Raw genomic sequence first — 15,011 nt, forward strand, 5'->3', positions numbered from 1 at the left:
TTCCCCTCTCCCGTACCCTGCGAGAGTATGACGCAGGCCGCCGATCTCCTCCTGACGAACGCGGAGGTCCACACGCTGACCGACCCCGACGAGACCCACGAAGCCGTCGCCGTCCGCGACGGGCGCATCGTCCGCGTCGGTCCCGAGTACGAGGTTCGCTTCCTCGAAGGCGTCGACACCGAGGTCGTCGATCTGGACGGGAGAGTCCTCCTCCCGGGGTTCGTCGACGCTCACACCCACCTGACCGCGACGGGGCGCTACCTCGTCCACGCCGACCTCTCGGGGGCGTCCGGCCCCGAGGAGGCCGTCGACCGGCTGCGGGCGCGAGCGGACGAGACGGCGGAGAGTTCAGAGAGCGACGAGTGGGTGCTCGGGTTCGGCTACGACGAGAGCACGTGGACCGAGTCGCGCTATCTCACCCGCGAGGACCTCGACGCCGTCAGCGACAGCCGCCCCGTCGCCGCCTTCCGCGAGGACATGCACGTCGCGTCGCTCAACGGCGTCGCCCTGGAGCGTCTCGTCGACGAGATGCCGGCCGCGGACGTCCACCGCGAGGGCGGCGACCCCACCGGCGTGGTCGTCGAGGAGGCCGTCGACCCGGTCTACGAGACGATCGAACCCGACGCCGAGGGGACCGAGCGACTGGTCCGGGCGGCTCAGCAGTACGCCAACGAACGCGGCGTGGTCGGCATCCACGACATGGTTCGGAAGTCCCGTGCGCCGGAGGTCTACCGGGCGCTCGATCTCGCCGACGAACTCTCGCTCCGCGTCCGGGTCAACTACTGGGCGGACCACCTCGACGCGCTCGTCGAGACGGGCGAACGGACGAACCACGGCAGCGAGTTCGTCCAGACCGGTGCGATCAAGACCTACACCGACGGCAGCTTCGGCGGCCGGACGGCGAAACTCTCGGAACCCTACGCCGACGACGCGGAGGCGACGGGCCAGTGGGTCGTCGACCCCGACGAGCTGGCCGACCTCGTCGCCCGCGCCGACGACGCCGGCTTTCAGTTGACCGCCCACGCCATCGGCGACGAGGCCATCGACGCCGTCCTCGACGCCTACGAGGACTGCGAGAACCCCGGCGAGTCGCGCCACCGGGTCGAACACGTCGAACTCGCCAGCGACGAGGCGGTCGACCGGTTCGGAGAACTGGGCGTCGTCGCCTCCGTCCAGCCGAACTTCCTGAAGTGGGCCGGCGAGGACGGACTCTACGCCGCCCGACTCGGCGACCGGCGGACGGAGACGAACCGCTATCCGGCCCTGCTGGACGCGGGCGCACCGCTCGCCTTCGGGAGCGACTGTATGCCGCTCGACCCGCTGTTGGGCGTTCACCACGCCGTCAACGCCCCCGCCGAGAGCCAGCGACTCGGCGTGACCGAGGCGCTCCGGGCCTACACGCTCGGAGCCGCCTACACCGGGTTCGACGAGGACAGACTCGGAACCGTCGAGGTCGGAAAGCGAGGCGACCTCGTCGCGCTCGATCGGTCACCGTGGGAACACGCGGAGTCGATCGCAGATATCGACGTCACGCTGACCGTCGTCGACGGCGACGTCGTCTACGACGGACGGTAACGTCGCCGAGACGGACGGCGACGATCGAGAGACTGATTTCCACCGATTCGTGTCTTCGGTAGTGCCTGCTAACTTCTCCAGGCCACCACTCAGTAGTAGTTGGTGACGATAGCTCTATTGAAGACAAAATTTTTTCAATGGGTGCGTCGTACGGCTCATCTAGCTACACAGGTGAGAACCAGTGCCAAAGTTAGAGACAGTCGACCTCGACACCGACCTCAGCCTCTTCAAGTACGGGAACCTTGCGCCGCTGCCGGACCCGTATCGTGAACTGACCGAGCGAGAACGAACGGAGCGCGTGAGCGCCGTCCGCGACGACCTCGGCGACGACGTGGTCGTCCTCGCGCACAACTACCAGCGGCGAGAACTCGTCGAGTACACCGACTTCGTCGGCGACTCCTACGAACTCTCGAAGCGCGCCGCCGAGTCGAGCGCGGAGTACGTCGTCTTCGCCGGAGTGACGTTCATGGCCGAGAGCGCCGACATCATCACCGACGACGACCAGACGGTGTTGCTGCCGTCGATGGAGGCCTCCTGCCCGATGGCGGGGATGGCCGAAGCCCTCCAAGTCGACGCCGCGTGGGCCGAACTCACGGAAGCGGCGGGCGACCGCGACGTCGTCCCGGTGACGTACATGAACTCCTACGCCGACCTGAAGGCGTTCTGCGCCGAGCAGGGAGGACTGGTCTGCACCTCCTCGAACGCCCACCGCGCCTTCGAGTGGGCGTTCGAACGCGGGGATTGCGTGCTCTTTCTGCCCGACAAACATCTCGGCGAGAACACCGCCCACCGACTCGACCTCGAGGACGGCGTGGTCGAGTGGGACCCGTGGGACGCCGACGGGCGAGCGGTCACGGACGTCGCCGACGCCGAGGTGATCCTCTGGGACGGCTACTGTCAGGTCCACGAGCGGTTCCGCGTCGACCACGTCGAGCAGGCCCGACGGGAACACGACGCACGGGTCGTCGTCCACCCCGAGTGTCGCCGCGAGGTCGTCGAGGCTGCCGACCGATCGGGATCGACGAGCGAGATCTGCGACACCGTCGCCGACGCCGACCCCGGCGAGACGTGGGCCGTCGGCACCGAGATCCACCTCGTGAACCACCTCCAGCGGTGGCATCCCGAGGTTGACGTCGTCCCGCTCTGCGGCGACGCCTGCATGGACTGCAACGCGATGCGGCAGATCGACCCGAACTATCTGACGTGGATTCTGGAGGAACTCGCCGCCGGTCGCCCTCGGAACGTCGTCGAGGTCGCACCACGGGAGAAGGAACTCGCCGCCGTGGCGATGGAGCGGATGTTGGAGCTATGACTCGTGAGAGCGCGGACGTTCTCGTCGTCGGCAGCGGGATCGCCGGTTGTGCCGCCGCACTCGGCGCGGCACGTGCCGGCGCGGCGGTGCTCGTCGTCACGAAGGCCAGCGAACCGGAAGACGCCGCCTCCGACTGGGCGCAGGGCGGCATCGCCGTCACCCGAGACGACCCCGAGTCGTTCCGCGACGACGTCATCGCCGCCAGCGACGGCGAGGCCGACCCGGAAGCGGTCGACGTGCTCGTCTCGAACGCTCGGGAGGTCGTCGACGACGTCCTCCTGGACACCCTCGACGTCGCGTTCGACACCGACGGCGACGGCTACGACTTCGGGCGCGAGGCGGCCCACTCCTCGCGTCGCATCCTCCACGTCGACGCCAGCACCGGCCGACACGTCCTCCGACCGTTCCTCCGTCACCTGCAGGCACACGACCGCGTGACGGTACGCGACGACACGGCCGTGTTGGATCTCCTCACCCACGAGGGCAGGGTCTACGGCGCGTACCTCGAGTCGAGCGACCCTGGTCAGTCGGCCGAACCCGTGTTCGCCGGGACGACGGTGCTCGCGACGGGCGGCGTCGGGGCCTGCTACGGCCGGTCGACGAATCCCGGCGGGACGACGGGCGACGGCGTCGCGATGGCCGCGCTCGCCGGTGCCGAGATTGAAGAGATGCAGTACGTGCAGTTCCATCCGACCGCGTACGTCGGCGGCGAGGACGACAGGGGTGGTGACCGGGACGACGGCGGCGAGGACGACCCGTTCCTCGTCAGCGAGGCGGTCCGCGGCGAGGGTGGCGTCCTCCGGAACGCGACGGGCGAGCGGTTCATGCCCGACGTCCACCCCGACGCCGAACTCGCCCCGCGCGACGTGGTCGCCCGCGCCGTCGCCCGCGAACGCGCGCGGACCGGCGAGGTTCGCCTCGACGTCTCCGCGTTCGACTTCGCCGACGAGTTCCCTGATCTCGCGGCGCTGTGTGACGAACGCGGCGTCGACCCGGCCGACGGGATCCCCGTCGCGCCGAGCGAACATTTCCTCTGTGGGGGGGTCGCCGTCGACGACCGGGGACGGACGACGCTCGACCGCCTGTTCGCCGTCGGCGAGTGTGCCCGGACCGGCGTCCACGGCGCCAACCGCCTCGCCTCGACCAGCCTCCTCGAAGGGCTCGTCTGGGGACTGCGCGCGGGGGAGGCGGCCGCCGGCAACGAGGTCGAGACGGTCGAAGCCCCACTCCCCCGTGACGGCGACCCGTCGCTCCCGCCGTCGTTCGCCGAGGCGAAGCTCCGACGGTTACGGACGCTGATGGACGAACACGTCGGTCTCGAACGGACGCCGGACGGTCTCCGACGGGCGACCGCCGGACTCCGACGACTCAAAGGCGAGGTCGACGCCTACACACGGACGCGGACGTCGCGGGAGCTGTACGAGCTCCGGAACGCCTGCGTCACCGGACTTCTCGTCGCACGGGCGGCTGCGGAGCACCCTTCGGCGGGCTGTCACCGCGTCGTCGCCGACGGCGAGCGAGACGGAACCACGCTGGACGGTCGAGACGACGTCGAGGAGGCCCGTGTTCGTCGCTGACTCGACCGTCGAGCGGTGGCTCCGGGAGGATCTCGGCCACCGTGACGTGACGAACCACGTCCCCGGCGACACCGACGGGCGACTCGTCGCGAAGGAGCGCGGCGTGGTCGCGGGGCTGGAGGAGGCGCTCGCCGTCTTCGACTACCTCGGCGTCGACGTCGAACGGACGGTCGACGTCGGCAGTCGAGTCGCCCCCGGCGACGTCGTCTTCCGTGTGACCGGCCCCGCACGGGACGTCCTCCGTGGCGAGCGCGTCGCGGTGAACCTCGTCGGGCACGCCTCCGGCGTCGCGACGGCGACGCGTCGCGCCGTCGACGCCGCCGCCGAGGTGACAGACGGGGTGCGGATCGCGGCGACGCGGAAGACGACGCCCGGACTGCGCGGCGTCGAGAAGCGGGCCGTCGCCGCGGGCGGCGGCGACACCCATCGACTCGACCTCTCGGGTCTCGTGATGGTGAAGGACAACCACGTCGCGGAGCTGGGACTGGAGGAGGCGGTCGCACGGCTCCGTGCCCGCAAGTCGTTCGTTACGAAGATCGAGGTGGAGGTCGAGCGTCCCGAAGACGGCGTCCGGGCCGTCGAGGCCGGTGCGGATATCGTCCTCTTCGACAACATGGCCCCGGAACAGGTCGCCGACGGCGTCGACGCGCTTCCGGCCGACGTGCTCTCGGAGGCCAGCGGCGGCATCACGCTCGCCGACGTCCCCGCGTACGCCGAGACGGGCGTCGACGTCGTCTCGATGGGCGCGTTGACGCACAGCGCTCCGTCGGTCGACTACTCGTTTCGGACCGAAGAGCGACCGGTGTGAGGAACCGAACGGATCAGCTCCCGCCGCGGACGACGTGACCGTACTTCAGGAGAGCGACGAACACCGTCCCGCCGACGGCGTTGCCGAGAGTCGAGGTGACCAGGAACCGACCGTAGTCGACGAACGTCACCTCGTTCGTGGCGACGAGGCCGGCGAGCACCTCGACGTTGCCGGCGATGCTGTGGGGGAGATGCATGAAGCCGATGGCGCCGGTGACGATGAAGATGACCGCCACGGTGCCGATGGTGTCGCTCGACGCGGTGACGAGCCACGAGAGCAGCCCCATCAGCCAGCCGGCGAGTATGCCCGCTCCGAACAGGGTGAACGCACTGTGGTCCGTCAACTTCGTGGCGACCTCCGCGAACGCACTCGGCTCTGCGACGCCGAGCGAGATGCCGATGGGAACCACGAAGATCGCAAAGAGGGTGCCGCCGACGATGTTGCCGCCGTAGACCAGTCCCCACAGTCGTCCGAGGTCGACGACCGACGCCTGTCGGTCGAGCACCGGCAACACCGCCAGCGTCGTGTGTTCGGTGAACAGTTCTGTCTGTCCCAGGATGACGAACAGGAACCCCAGTGAGTACGCACTCGCCATCAGTATCTCGATCACCGGCGGTGAGAGTTGGCCCGTCGAGACCGTCACCACGACCGCGATGAGGAGCGGTCCGAACCCGATGTCCAGTCCCGCCGAGAGCGAAGAGAGAAAGAGTCCGATCGACTCGCGATCGAGTTCGTTCATCCCCTCCTTGATCTGCGTGTCGAGGATGTCGTGTGAGTGAGCCTGCGACTGTGTGGCCGGGTTCTCCTCGGTCTCAGTGGCCACACCTCCACCTCCCGAAATTCGATACGATCGACGTCGATGTCGTCGTGAACCGACGTTCCATACAGTGGGATTCTCGACCCAGAAAGGTAGGTGTTTTCGCCGTCAGGGACGGTCGACGTCCAGGACGGTCAGCGTCTCGTCGAGCGTCACCGACAGGGTGTCGTCCGCACAGGGGATGTCGAGTCGGACCCGGATCGGCTCCTCGGCGAGCACCGTCGTCCGCTCGTCGCTGACACACCAGTCGAACGTCCAGAACGGGCGGGTGCTGAGGTCGACGCCGCGGTTGGCGTGGAACGTCAACACGTCGGCGTTGTCCAGCAGGTTCACCCCGACCGCGGAGTAGAGGTGGTTCCGACACCGCGTGCAGACGTGGTCGACGCGGAGTTCCAACCCAGGCAGCTCACAGTCGCGTCCGAGCGTCGTCTCCATCTTCCCCATACACTCCGGACAGACGCCGTCGGCGGCGAGACAGTAGTGGTGTCGGACGTGGTGGTGGAAGGCGTCGAGCAGCTCCTCCGGCGTCCGGTCTTCGAGGCCGCCCGGCGGGAACGAGTAGCTGAGGTGGCTCCGGCCGCAGTCGACGCACTCGATGGTGAGATGTTCGGCGGCGTACCACGCCTGCAGGTCGCCCTCGCAGTCGTAACACGACCCCGGTGCGGGGAACGGGTCGAGTTCGGCGTGGTCGGTGAACGTGCCGGCGAACACCGCCCGAACGACTTTCCGACCGGGGTACTGGAAGCGATACCCCTCCTCCGTCTTCCGAACGAAGTGGTCGGTGAGCTTCTTCAGGTGGTAGTTGAAGTGGGCGCTGTCGTCGATGTCGACGCGGGCGTAGAGATCCGAGAAGGCGACGGGCGCGTCGTCGCCGCCGGCGTCGAGCAGCGCCTGGAGGATCTCGATCCGGGTGTCGTTGCCGAGGAGGGCGAACGCCTCCGCCGGAGCGATGCTCGACTGCTCGGTGGTCGCCTCCTGTAGGTCGCTCTCGGCCGGTTGACTCATACCCGTTCAGTTTCCTGTCGAACCACTAAATCGTTCGGTCGGTCGGCGCGGCGAACGACAGGTGACTCACCCCATCGACGCTCCGACCCGGCCGAAAGGAGAACGTTTAGTCCCCTCGACCGAGAGACCCGATAAATGGCTTCGAACTTCTTCGACCGCCTCGACGACCGCATCGAGCGCGTCGACAGCGTCGTCTCGGTCGGTCTCGACGCCGACCCGAGTCGAATCCCCGAACACCTCCGGGACGAGGAGCTGCCGCAGTGGGCGTTCAACCGTCGCATCATCGACGCCACGCACGAACACGCCGCCTGCTACAAACCGAACGCGGCGTTCTACGAGGACGCAGACGGCTGGCGGTCGCTCCGGGAGACGATCGCCTACGCCCACGGGAAGGACGTCCCCGTCCTCCTCGACGCCAAGCGTGCCGACATCGGCAACACGACGCGACAGTACGCCAAACTGCTCGACCACGTCGACGCCGTCACGGTCAACCCGTACATGGGTCGCGACTCGCTGCAGCCGTTCCTCGACCGAGAGGACAAGGGCGTGTTCGTCCTCTGTCGGACCTCGAACCCAGGCGGTGAGGATCTCCAGGACCTCGAACTCGCTTCGGGCGAGCGGATCTACGAACGGGTCGCCGCGCTCGCAGACCTCTGGAACCAGCACGGCAACGTCGGGCTGGTCGTCGGTGCAACAGCACCCGAGGAGCTGGAGGCGATCCGCGAGCAGGTGCCGGAGCTGCCGTTTCTCGTCCCCGGCGTCGGTGCACAGGGTGGCGACGCCGAGGCGGCCGTCGAGTTCGGCCTCGCCGAGGGCGTCGGGCTTGTCAACTCCTCGCGGGGGATCATCTTCGCGGGCGAGGGCGAGACGTTCGACAGAGCGGCGGGTCAGGCGGCCCGTCGGCTCAAGCGACGGCTGAACCAGTTCCGGTGAGCGACGGTTCGGTCAGTAGACCAACCCGACCGAGTTGACGTGGTCGAGGAGCGCAGCCTCCGTTCGGAACGTTCGGCCGCAGACCTCACACCGGTAGTCGTCGGATCGTAGGTCGCTCGTCGTCTCCGGGACGGTGTTCATGTATCTAGAGACGCACGCGGGAGGGATAGCGTTGCGTGTCGAGTGTCGTGACGTGGACGCCGGTCTGGCCGCTCGTCAGCGCATCCCCGTCCCGGGCCCGGTGTCGTCGTGGCCCGTCCCCGAGGGTTTCTCGCGCTCGTCGACGCCGCCCTCGTCGCGGACTGACGCACACCGGACGCAGATGCCCTGTGTCCGGTCGAAGTGTTCGTCGCACACCTGTGTCCCGCACTGGTCGCACGCGTGCTCGGCGGTCGTCGACTCACACACCTGGCAGAGACCACTGAGACTCATACACAGCCGTTCGCGACACAGCCTCTTGAGCGCTGAGGCCGGCCCGCCGCGACGACGTCGCCGGCGCGGTGGCACGGACGGTTCCGTCGCCGCCGACGAGAACCTTACAACGGTGGACTCCATAGCCAGAGTGTGGACCGCGACCAGCTCGTGATGGCGCTCGCCTCGGTGTTCGCAGGGCTCGCCGTCCTCGTGGCGGTGCTCGGACTCGTCTACCAGCCGTTCCTCCTCGTGTTGGCCCTCGCGTTCGGAGCCACCGCCTACTTCATGTGGGTCCAGGCCAGCGGTCGGCTCGACGACCGCACCCGCCGTCGGGTTCGACAGGAGCGGCCGAACGAGCGCGAGCGCTTCGCCGGCTTCGGAGCGGGTGCGCGTCGCGAGAACGTCCGGGAGAACTACCGACGGGCGACCGCCGACGATGCACGCGAGCGACGGCAGACGGGTCGCGCGCCGAGGACGACAGCCGGCCCCTCCCGAGCGGAGGCGTACCGGGCGCTCGGACTCGACGCCAGCGCCACCGCCGAGGAGGTCAAACGCGCCTACCGCTCGAAGGTGAAGGAGGTCCATCCGGACACCGAAGACGGAAGCGAGGAGGCGTTCAAGCGCGTCAACCGAGCGTACGAGACGCTAACCGACTGACCGACCGAGACGCCACTCCTTCTCGTGACATCCGACGTCCGCAACTCCGGAGCGACGCGTACACACCCGAGCCCTATTGTGGTATGGGTATTCACAACACGAAAAGGGCTATATGAAGCGGTTACCTAACCCCGTCCATGAGCGCGGACCGGGCCGCCCTACACGAGGCCCTCGAGCGCGGCGAAGAGGAAGGCGGAAACATCGAGTTCAAAGAGCGCCTCTCTCGCGACCTCCACCTCGCCGACGGCAGAATGGAGAGCCTCGCCGCCCAACTGCGACACCGTGTACTGTCCGGCGACGGCGAAGCCACGTACGTGGTCGGCGTCACCGACGACGGCGGCATCGCCGGCATCTCGCCCGACGCCTTCTCCGAGACGATGGACGTCCTGTCGCTCCTGGCCGAGGAGGCCGGTGCCCACATCGACGACGTCGAGACGTGGGGCGTCGGCGACGACGCCAAACGCGGCATCGTCGGCATCGCCACGATTCGGGAGGGTGCGTACCTCGAATCCGACGACAACCACATCATCGTCGGCACCGCCGGTCACGTCGACCACGGCAAGAGCACGCTCGTCGGATCGCTCGTCACGGGCCAGCCCGACGACGGCAACGGCGGCACCCGGGGGTTCCTCGACGTCCAACCGCACGAGGTCGAACGCGGCCTCTCGGCGGACCTCTCCTACGCCGTCTACGGCTTCGACGGCGACGGCCCGGTCCACATGGACAACCCGCACCGCCGAACCGACCGGGCGCAGGTCGTCGAGACGGCCGACCGGCTGATCTCCTTCGTCGACACCGTCGGCCACGAACCGTGGCTTCGGACGACGATCCGCGGCCTCGTCGGCCAGAAGCTCGACTACGGCCTGCTCGTCGTCGCCGCCGACGACGGACCGACCCGGACGACACGCGAACATCTCGGCATCTTGCTCGCGACCGAACTGCCCACCGTCGTCGCGCTGACGAAGGTCGACGCCGTCAGCGAAGAGCGCGTGTCGGAGGTCGAACGCGAGGTCGAGCGCCTCCTGCGCGACGTGGGGAAGACGCCGCTGCTCGTCGAACGCCACGGCGTCGACGCGGCGGTCGACGAGATCAGCTCCGCCGTCGTCCCCATCGTCCAGACCAGCGCCGTCACGATGCAGGGGCTCGATACGCTCGACCAGCTGTTCGAGCAACTGCCGAAGACCAGCGACGAGGGCGGGCAGTTCCGGCTGTACATCGACCGGACCTACAGCGTGACGGGCGTCGGCGCCGTCGCCTCCGGGACGGTCACCTCCGGGAGCGTCGAGGCCGGCGACACGCTCCTCCTGGGTCCGATGCAGGACGGGGAGTTCCGCGAGGTGGAGGTCCGCTCCATCGAGATGCACTACCACCGCGTCGACCGCGCGAAGGCGGGCCGCATCGTCGGCATCGCGCTCAAAGGCGTCAAGGAGCGAGAGATCGACCGCGGGATGGTGCTGGTCGACCCCGAGACCGACCCCGTCGCGACCCGGTCGTTCGAGGCCGACGTGATGGTGCTCAACCACCCGACGCGAATCGGAGCGGGGTACGAACCGGTCATCCACCTCGAGACCGTCAGCGAGGCAGCCGTCTTCTATCCCGAGGACGGACAGCTCCTACCGGGCGACACCGGCCACGCTCGCGTCGAGTTCAAGTTCCGTCCCTACTGCGTCGAGGAGGGCCAGCGGTTCGTCTTCCGCGAGGGACAGAGCAAGGGCGTCGGGACGGTGACGAGGGTCGACCGCGACTGAGTGGAACGGTCGGGGTCGTCTCGCGCCAGCCGTCGATTCACACTCACCGTTTCGCGCCGCTCACTCCCGCCGAGCGGTCGCCACGAACGCGGTGGCGACGTCGCGGAACGCCGCCGCCGCCTCGCTCTCGGGTGCGTCGACGACAACCGGTTTCCCCGCGTCGGTCGCGAGCGGGACCGCGTCGTCGTCGGGGATCGCTCCGAGCAACGGTGCGCCGACGAACTCGGCGATTCGCTCGGTGCTCGGGTGGTTTCCCGACCCCGTCCGACTGACGACGAGGCCACAGGAGCGAACGCTGTATCGCCGGAGCGTCTCGGCCGTCCGCCGTGCGCCGTGGACGGCCGGGAGTCGCGGACTGGTCACCAGCATCGCCTCGTCGACCGCGCCGAACGCCTGCGAGGCGCCGTACCCCATCGCCGGCGGCGAGTCGACGAAGACGAGGTCGTAGCGGTGTCGGAGCACGTCGACGAGTCGAGGGAGTGCGTCGACATCGCCGGCGGCGGCCCGCCGCGGGTCCGAGATCGGAAGCACGTCGTACCCGTAGGGGGTGGCCGCGACGGCGTCGAACACCGTCGCCTCGCCGGCGAACACGTCGTCGAGCGTCGGCCGGTTCTCCACGTCGAGTTGGAGACTGTCGGCGACGTCGGGCGTCGCGACGTCGGCGTCGACGACGGCGACCGAGCGGTCGAGCGAGACGAGCGCGGCCGCGAGACCGAGACAGACTGTCGTCTTCCCGACACCACCTTTCAGGCTGGCGACGGCGACGCTCCGGCCGTCGGTCACCGGCTCTCACCTCTCCGCTCCGATACGCTCGCCTCCGGGGTCATACTACTGTTCGTCCGTGTCACGAGTACGCCAGTTGTCGCACCTAACTGTGCCGATTTAAACGTTTCTGATATGTGCGTTGGCCGGGGCGTCAGCTGTCACTCCGCCGCCGGGACGTAGCCGCCGTCCGTCCGCTCTGCGGCCCCCAGGAGGACGAGCCACTCGAGGATCTCGCCGACGCGGTCGCGCCAGACGTCCTCCCACTCGGTGGGGTTCTTGTGGTGTTCCCAGACCGGGACGCGCTCAGCGAACGTCTCGAAGAGGTCGTCGACCGTCAGCGGCCGGTCGGCCGCCGCGAGCGTCGTCACGATCTCCTCGGCACCGAACACTCGCCGTCGGAACGTCTCGCGGAGCCGCGTCTCGGCGGGGTCGACCCGGAGGCGTCTGAACCCCGACGGCGTCTCCTCGGCGAGTTCGAGCGCCCGGAGGAACGTGAGCCAGGTCCGCGCGACGTCCCGACTCGGGAGGTCGAGTCGACGCATGAGGCGGGCACAGCAGTCGTCCTCTGACCCCGGCACCAGCGGGACGGCGCGCTGGGCGTCGGCGACGACGGCGAGGTCGTCCGGGGCGGGCGGGACCAGTTTGAACTTCACAGACCGAACGAGTCGGCGACGAGCGTCTCGTCGGTCTCGCCGTGGACGTAGGTCGGCCCGTTCGCGACGTCGACGGTGACCTGCGCGGGGGCGAACACCGTCTCCGGCACCTCGTAGAAGTCCCAGTCGGCGTCCTCGAAGATCTCGTAGAACGACGTCCCGTAGTCGTCGGCAGCGGTCGAGACGATCTCGTCGAAGCGGTCGAAGTCCTCGCGGACGTGCAGGTAGACCTGCCCGCCGTAGGCGAGCGCGTCGTTCGTCCGGCCCATGGCGACGCCCTCGTCGTAGCTGACGGGGGCGACGGGTGCCGTCCCCGAGGCAGAGACGACGTCGAGCGGGTCGTAGCCGAGTTCCATCAGCCGGAAGACGGCGAGCTCCGCCGCACGGGCGGCCGTGGTGACGCTCCCGACCATGCTCCCGGCCGGGAACGTCGGCAGGAACACCGCCTCGGGGTTGATCCCCGCGAGGTCGGCGACGTGTTCTGCGACCTCGTCGTCGGGCAGTTCGACCGACTCGACGGCGAGGACGGTCAGGTCGAACTCGTCGTAGTAGCCGAGTCGCTCGAAGTCGGTCTCCTGACCGACGAGCGCGCGGGCCGGACCGCTGCCGAGCCCGTCGAAGTCGTCGAACTCCAACTCCCAGCCGGCCTTCTGTGACCCGAGCAGCGCGATGCCGGGGTGGTCGCTCGACAGTTCGACGTACGGCAGCGGCGCGCCGTCGACTTCGTCCATCCGCGTCTGGACGGTCGCCAGTCCGGCGGTCTGGATCTCAGCGAGCAACAGCCCCGCCTCCATCCCGCCGTCGGCCTCGACGCCGAAGTCGAGCACCGTCGCCCCCGAGTCGAGCTCGTAGGCTGCGATGTTGAGTTCGTCGGCGAAGTCCAGCGCCTCGTCGACGAGTTCGATGGCCATCCGGTTGATGCTGTCCATACCGACGGATTCGGCGGTTTCGCCCTTAGGGTTTGTCAGTCGGCGAAGCGCCGAGGAGTGTCTAGTGGATCTCGTACCCCGCCTGCTCGACGACGCGACCGAGGTCGACCCGTCGAATGCCACCCACAGCCGGCCGTACTCGGGGGGTCGAGTTCGACGCTCGGGCCGACGCCGCAGTCTACTCGCGTTCTCGCTTCGCCGGGCGGCCCAGATGCGACTCGACGGCGTCGACCTTCTCGCGGGCAGTCCCGTCGCTGGTTCGCTTGTCGTCGATCTTCAGGAACGTGCTCACGCGGTCGCCGTCGACGGCCTTGTGTGCGGCCCCGACTGCTGCGAGGAGGGTGTCGACGTCGTCGGCTTCGACGACCGTCCCCATCGGGTTCGTCTCGTAGGCGACGTCGAAGTCGTCGAGCGCGGCGATCGCCTTGGCGACCTCTTCGGACATGCTGCCCTCGACGACGGGAGCGACACTCAGGAGTGCGATGACTGTCATACGTCCCCGTACGACGCCCGACCGCCTAACTGTCGGGGTCGTCCACGAGCGACGGCCCACGAGTGACACGCTGGCGACGGCCCACGCTCAACACGCTGACGACGGACTACGACCGACACGCTGGCGACGGACCACGCCCGACCTCCAGCGACGGCGCTGTCCCCACGCACTTTTCTCGTCAGCCGTGTTAGACGAGGGTCGATGAACACACGCGTCGAGCGCGGCCTGACGGTGGGGAGAGCCATCGTCACGGAGATTCGCGCCGAGAAGATCACGTTCCTCGCCGGCAGCATCGCCTACCACGCGTTCGTCTCGCTGTTGCCGCTGTTGTTCCTTCTGTTGGCGGCCATCTCCGCGACGGGCAGCCGCTCGCTTGAGGAGGGGTTCATCACGCTCATCGAAGCCGTGCTCACGCCGGGCGCACAGCAGTTGCTCGTCACGGAACTGCAGACGGCAGGCGGGTCGACGGGAGTGACCATCGTCGGCGGACTCGTGCTCGTCTGGGGGACGCTGCGTATCTTCCGCGGGCTCGATACGGCCTTCTCGGACATCTACGAGACGGAGACGGCCAACACGTTCGGCGACCAACTCTCGGACGGCCTCATCGTCCTCGTCACGTTCGCCGTCGCCATCGTCACCGCCGTCGTCGTCCAGTCGGTCGTCCCTCTCGGCGACGACGGACTCCTCGCGTGGACGCTCTCGCGGGCCGTACTCGTCGCCGGACTCGCCGTCACGTTCTTTCCGATGTACTACATCTTTCCGGACACCGACGTCGGTGTCGTCGAGGTGCTCCCCGGGACGCTGTTCGCGGCGGTCGGACTCGTCACCTTCGAGACGCTGTTTACCCTCTACGCACAGAGTGGTGACAAGAGCGTCGTGGGCGGTATCCTCGTCCTCCTCACCTGGCTCTACTTCAGCGGCCTCGTCATTCTCCTCGGCGCGGTCGTCAACGCCGTCCTCTCGAACCGGAGCGCAGACGTCAACATCGAACCGGTCGTCGGCGGCGTCAGACCGGCACACGACCGCGACCGGCCGACGCGACACGAGGTGGTCGACTCGCTCACCGAGCTGAAACGTCTGTTCGACACCGACGAAGCGGTCGTCGTCAGCGTCGGCGACCAGTCGGTGACGCTCCCACCGCCGCATCGCTACGAGACGGACACCGAGTCGTCGCGGCTGGGGTTGGTCGACGGGACGGTGGGGCTCGAACTCCGGTGGTCGACGCGCGACACCGACGCCGCCGACCGGGCCGCCGCCAGCGACCCGGTCGAGTGAGGCGTCCACGACACCGAGACCGCGGCTTTTTCTCGCCCGCCCGTCTCTCA

16 protein-coding genes are annotated in these 15,011 nt (G+C 68.5%); 8 read left to right on the plus strand and 8 right to left on the minus strand.

From position 1 onward, the window contains the following. Positions 1-27: 27 nt before the first annotated feature. The 4 genes from EOHIBHHM_RS11895 (at position 28) to nadC (ending at position 5,272) form a co-directional block, all read left to right on the plus strand. A complete protein-coding gene (locus EOHIBHHM_RS11895; protein ID WP_497250823.1) occupies positions 28-1,575 on the plus strand; it encodes an amidohydrolase in 1,548 nt (515 codons plus the stop codon). Between the two features lie 181 nt (positions 1,576-1,756). Further along, positions 1,757-2,887, plus strand: a complete 1,131-nt coding sequence (nadA, locus tag EOHIBHHM_RS11900; RefSeq protein WP_497250825.1) for a quinolinate synthase NadA — start codon at positions 1,757-1,759, stop codon at positions 2,885-2,887. Then, entirely contained in the window at positions 2,884-4,464 is a 1,581-nt protein-coding gene (locus tag EOHIBHHM_RS11905) for an L-aspartate oxidase (protein ID WP_497250827.1), read from the plus strand. Before nadA ends, EOHIBHHM_RS11905 begins: the two co-directional genes overlap by 4 nt. Then, positions 4,451-5,272: a carboxylating nicotinate-nucleotide diphosphorylase gene (nadC, locus tag EOHIBHHM_RS11910; protein WP_497250829.1), complete on the plus strand. Its 822-nt coding sequence runs from the start codon at positions 4,451-4,453 to the stop codon at positions 5,270-5,272. Before EOHIBHHM_RS11905 ends, nadC begins: the two co-directional genes overlap by 14 nt. 13 nt (positions 5,273-5,285) lie before the next feature. Here the strand turns inward: nadC and EOHIBHHM_RS11915 are convergent, their stop codons facing one another. Both EOHIBHHM_RS11915 and EOHIBHHM_RS11920 read right to left on the minus strand, forming a co-directional pair. After that, complete coding sequence (locus EOHIBHHM_RS11915; RefSeq protein ID WP_497250831.1) at positions 5,286-6,095, minus strand: formate/nitrite transporter family protein; 810 nt, start codon at positions 6,093-6,095, stop codon at positions 5,286-5,288. Between the two features lie 102 nt (positions 6,096-6,197). Next, positions 6,198-7,094 carry a winged helix-turn-helix domain-containing protein gene (locus tag EOHIBHHM_RS11920; protein ID WP_497250833.1) on the minus strand — a complete coding sequence of 299 codons (897 nt, stop codon included), beginning with the start codon at positions 7,092-7,094 and terminating at the stop codon, positions 6,198-6,200. A 135-nt stretch (positions 7,095-7,229) separates the two neighbouring features. On the opposite strand from EOHIBHHM_RS11920, the gene pyrF reads away from it, so the two are divergent. Beyond that, a complete protein-coding gene (gene pyrF, locus EOHIBHHM_RS11925) occupies positions 7,230-8,027 on the plus strand; it encodes an orotidine-5'-phosphate decarboxylase (RefSeq protein WP_497250835.1) in 798 nt (265 codons plus the stop codon). A 12-nt stretch (positions 8,028-8,039) separates the two neighbouring features. On the opposite strand, the gene EOHIBHHM_RS11930 is transcribed toward pyrF, so the two are convergent. Continuing rightward, positions 8,040-8,168: a C2H2-type zinc finger protein gene (locus tag EOHIBHHM_RS11930; protein WP_497250837.1), complete on the minus strand. Its 129-nt coding sequence runs from the start codon at positions 8,166-8,168 to the stop codon at positions 8,040-8,042. Positions 8,169-8,243: 75 nt separating this feature from the next. After that, positions 8,244-8,459 carry a hypothetical protein gene (locus EOHIBHHM_RS11935; RefSeq protein WP_497250839.1) on the minus strand — a complete coding sequence of 72 codons (216 nt, stop codon included), beginning with the start codon at positions 8,457-8,459 and terminating at the stop codon, positions 8,244-8,246. A 132-nt stretch (positions 8,460-8,591) separates the two neighbouring features. Here EOHIBHHM_RS11935 and EOHIBHHM_RS11940 point away from each other — a divergent pair, with 132 nt between their 5' ends. Together EOHIBHHM_RS11940 and EOHIBHHM_RS11945 are read left to right on the plus strand one after the other, a co-directional pair. After that, positions 8,592-9,098 (plus strand): J domain-containing protein, encoded by a 507-nt coding sequence (locus tag EOHIBHHM_RS11940; RefSeq protein WP_497250841.1) that lies wholly within the window; start codon positions 8,592-8,594, stop codon positions 9,096-9,098. A gap of 137 nt (positions 9,099-9,235) precedes the next feature. Next, complete coding sequence (locus tag EOHIBHHM_RS11945; RefSeq protein WP_497250843.1) at positions 9,236-10,846, plus strand: GTPBP1 family GTP-binding protein; 1,611 nt, start codon at positions 9,236-9,238, stop codon at positions 10,844-10,846. Positions 10,847-10,906: 60 nt separating this feature from the next. Here the strand turns inward: EOHIBHHM_RS11945 and EOHIBHHM_RS11950 are convergent, their stop codons facing one another. The 4 genes from EOHIBHHM_RS11950 to EOHIBHHM_RS11965 all read right to left on the minus strand — a co-directional run bounded on the left by EOHIBHHM_RS11950 (position 10,907) and on the right by EOHIBHHM_RS11965 (position 13,686). After that, entirely contained in the window at positions 10,907-11,629 is a 723-nt protein-coding gene (locus tag EOHIBHHM_RS11950; RefSeq protein WP_497250845.1) for a P-loop NTPase, read from the minus strand. Between the two features lie 140 nt (positions 11,630-11,769). After that, positions 11,770-12,264 (minus strand): double winged helix-containing putative transcriptional regulator, encoded by a 495-nt coding sequence (locus tag EOHIBHHM_RS11955; RefSeq protein ID WP_497250847.1) that lies wholly within the window; start codon positions 12,262-12,264, stop codon positions 11,770-11,772. Beyond that, a complete protein-coding gene (gene mch, locus EOHIBHHM_RS11960; protein ID WP_497250849.1) occupies positions 12,261-13,193 on the minus strand; it encodes a methenyltetrahydromethanopterin cyclohydrolase in 933 nt (310 codons plus the stop codon). Before mch ends, EOHIBHHM_RS11955 begins: the two co-directional genes overlap by 4 nt. A 178-nt stretch (positions 13,194-13,371) precedes the next feature. Next, complete coding sequence (locus tag EOHIBHHM_RS11965) at positions 13,372-13,686, minus strand: MTH1187 family thiamine-binding protein (protein ID WP_497250851.1); 315 nt, start codon at positions 13,684-13,686, stop codon at positions 13,372-13,374. A gap of 201 nt (positions 13,687-13,887) precedes the next feature. Between EOHIBHHM_RS11965 and EOHIBHHM_RS11970 the strand changes: the two genes are divergently transcribed. Beyond that, positions 13,888-14,961 carry a YhjD/YihY/BrkB family envelope integrity protein gene (locus EOHIBHHM_RS11970; protein ID WP_497250853.1) on the plus strand — a complete coding sequence of 358 codons (1,074 nt, stop codon included), beginning with the start codon at positions 13,888-13,890 and terminating at the stop codon, positions 14,959-14,961. The last annotated feature ends 50 nt before the right edge of the window (positions 14,962-15,011 follow it).

It is taken from the genome of Halogranum roseipondis (genome assembly GCF_059695585.1).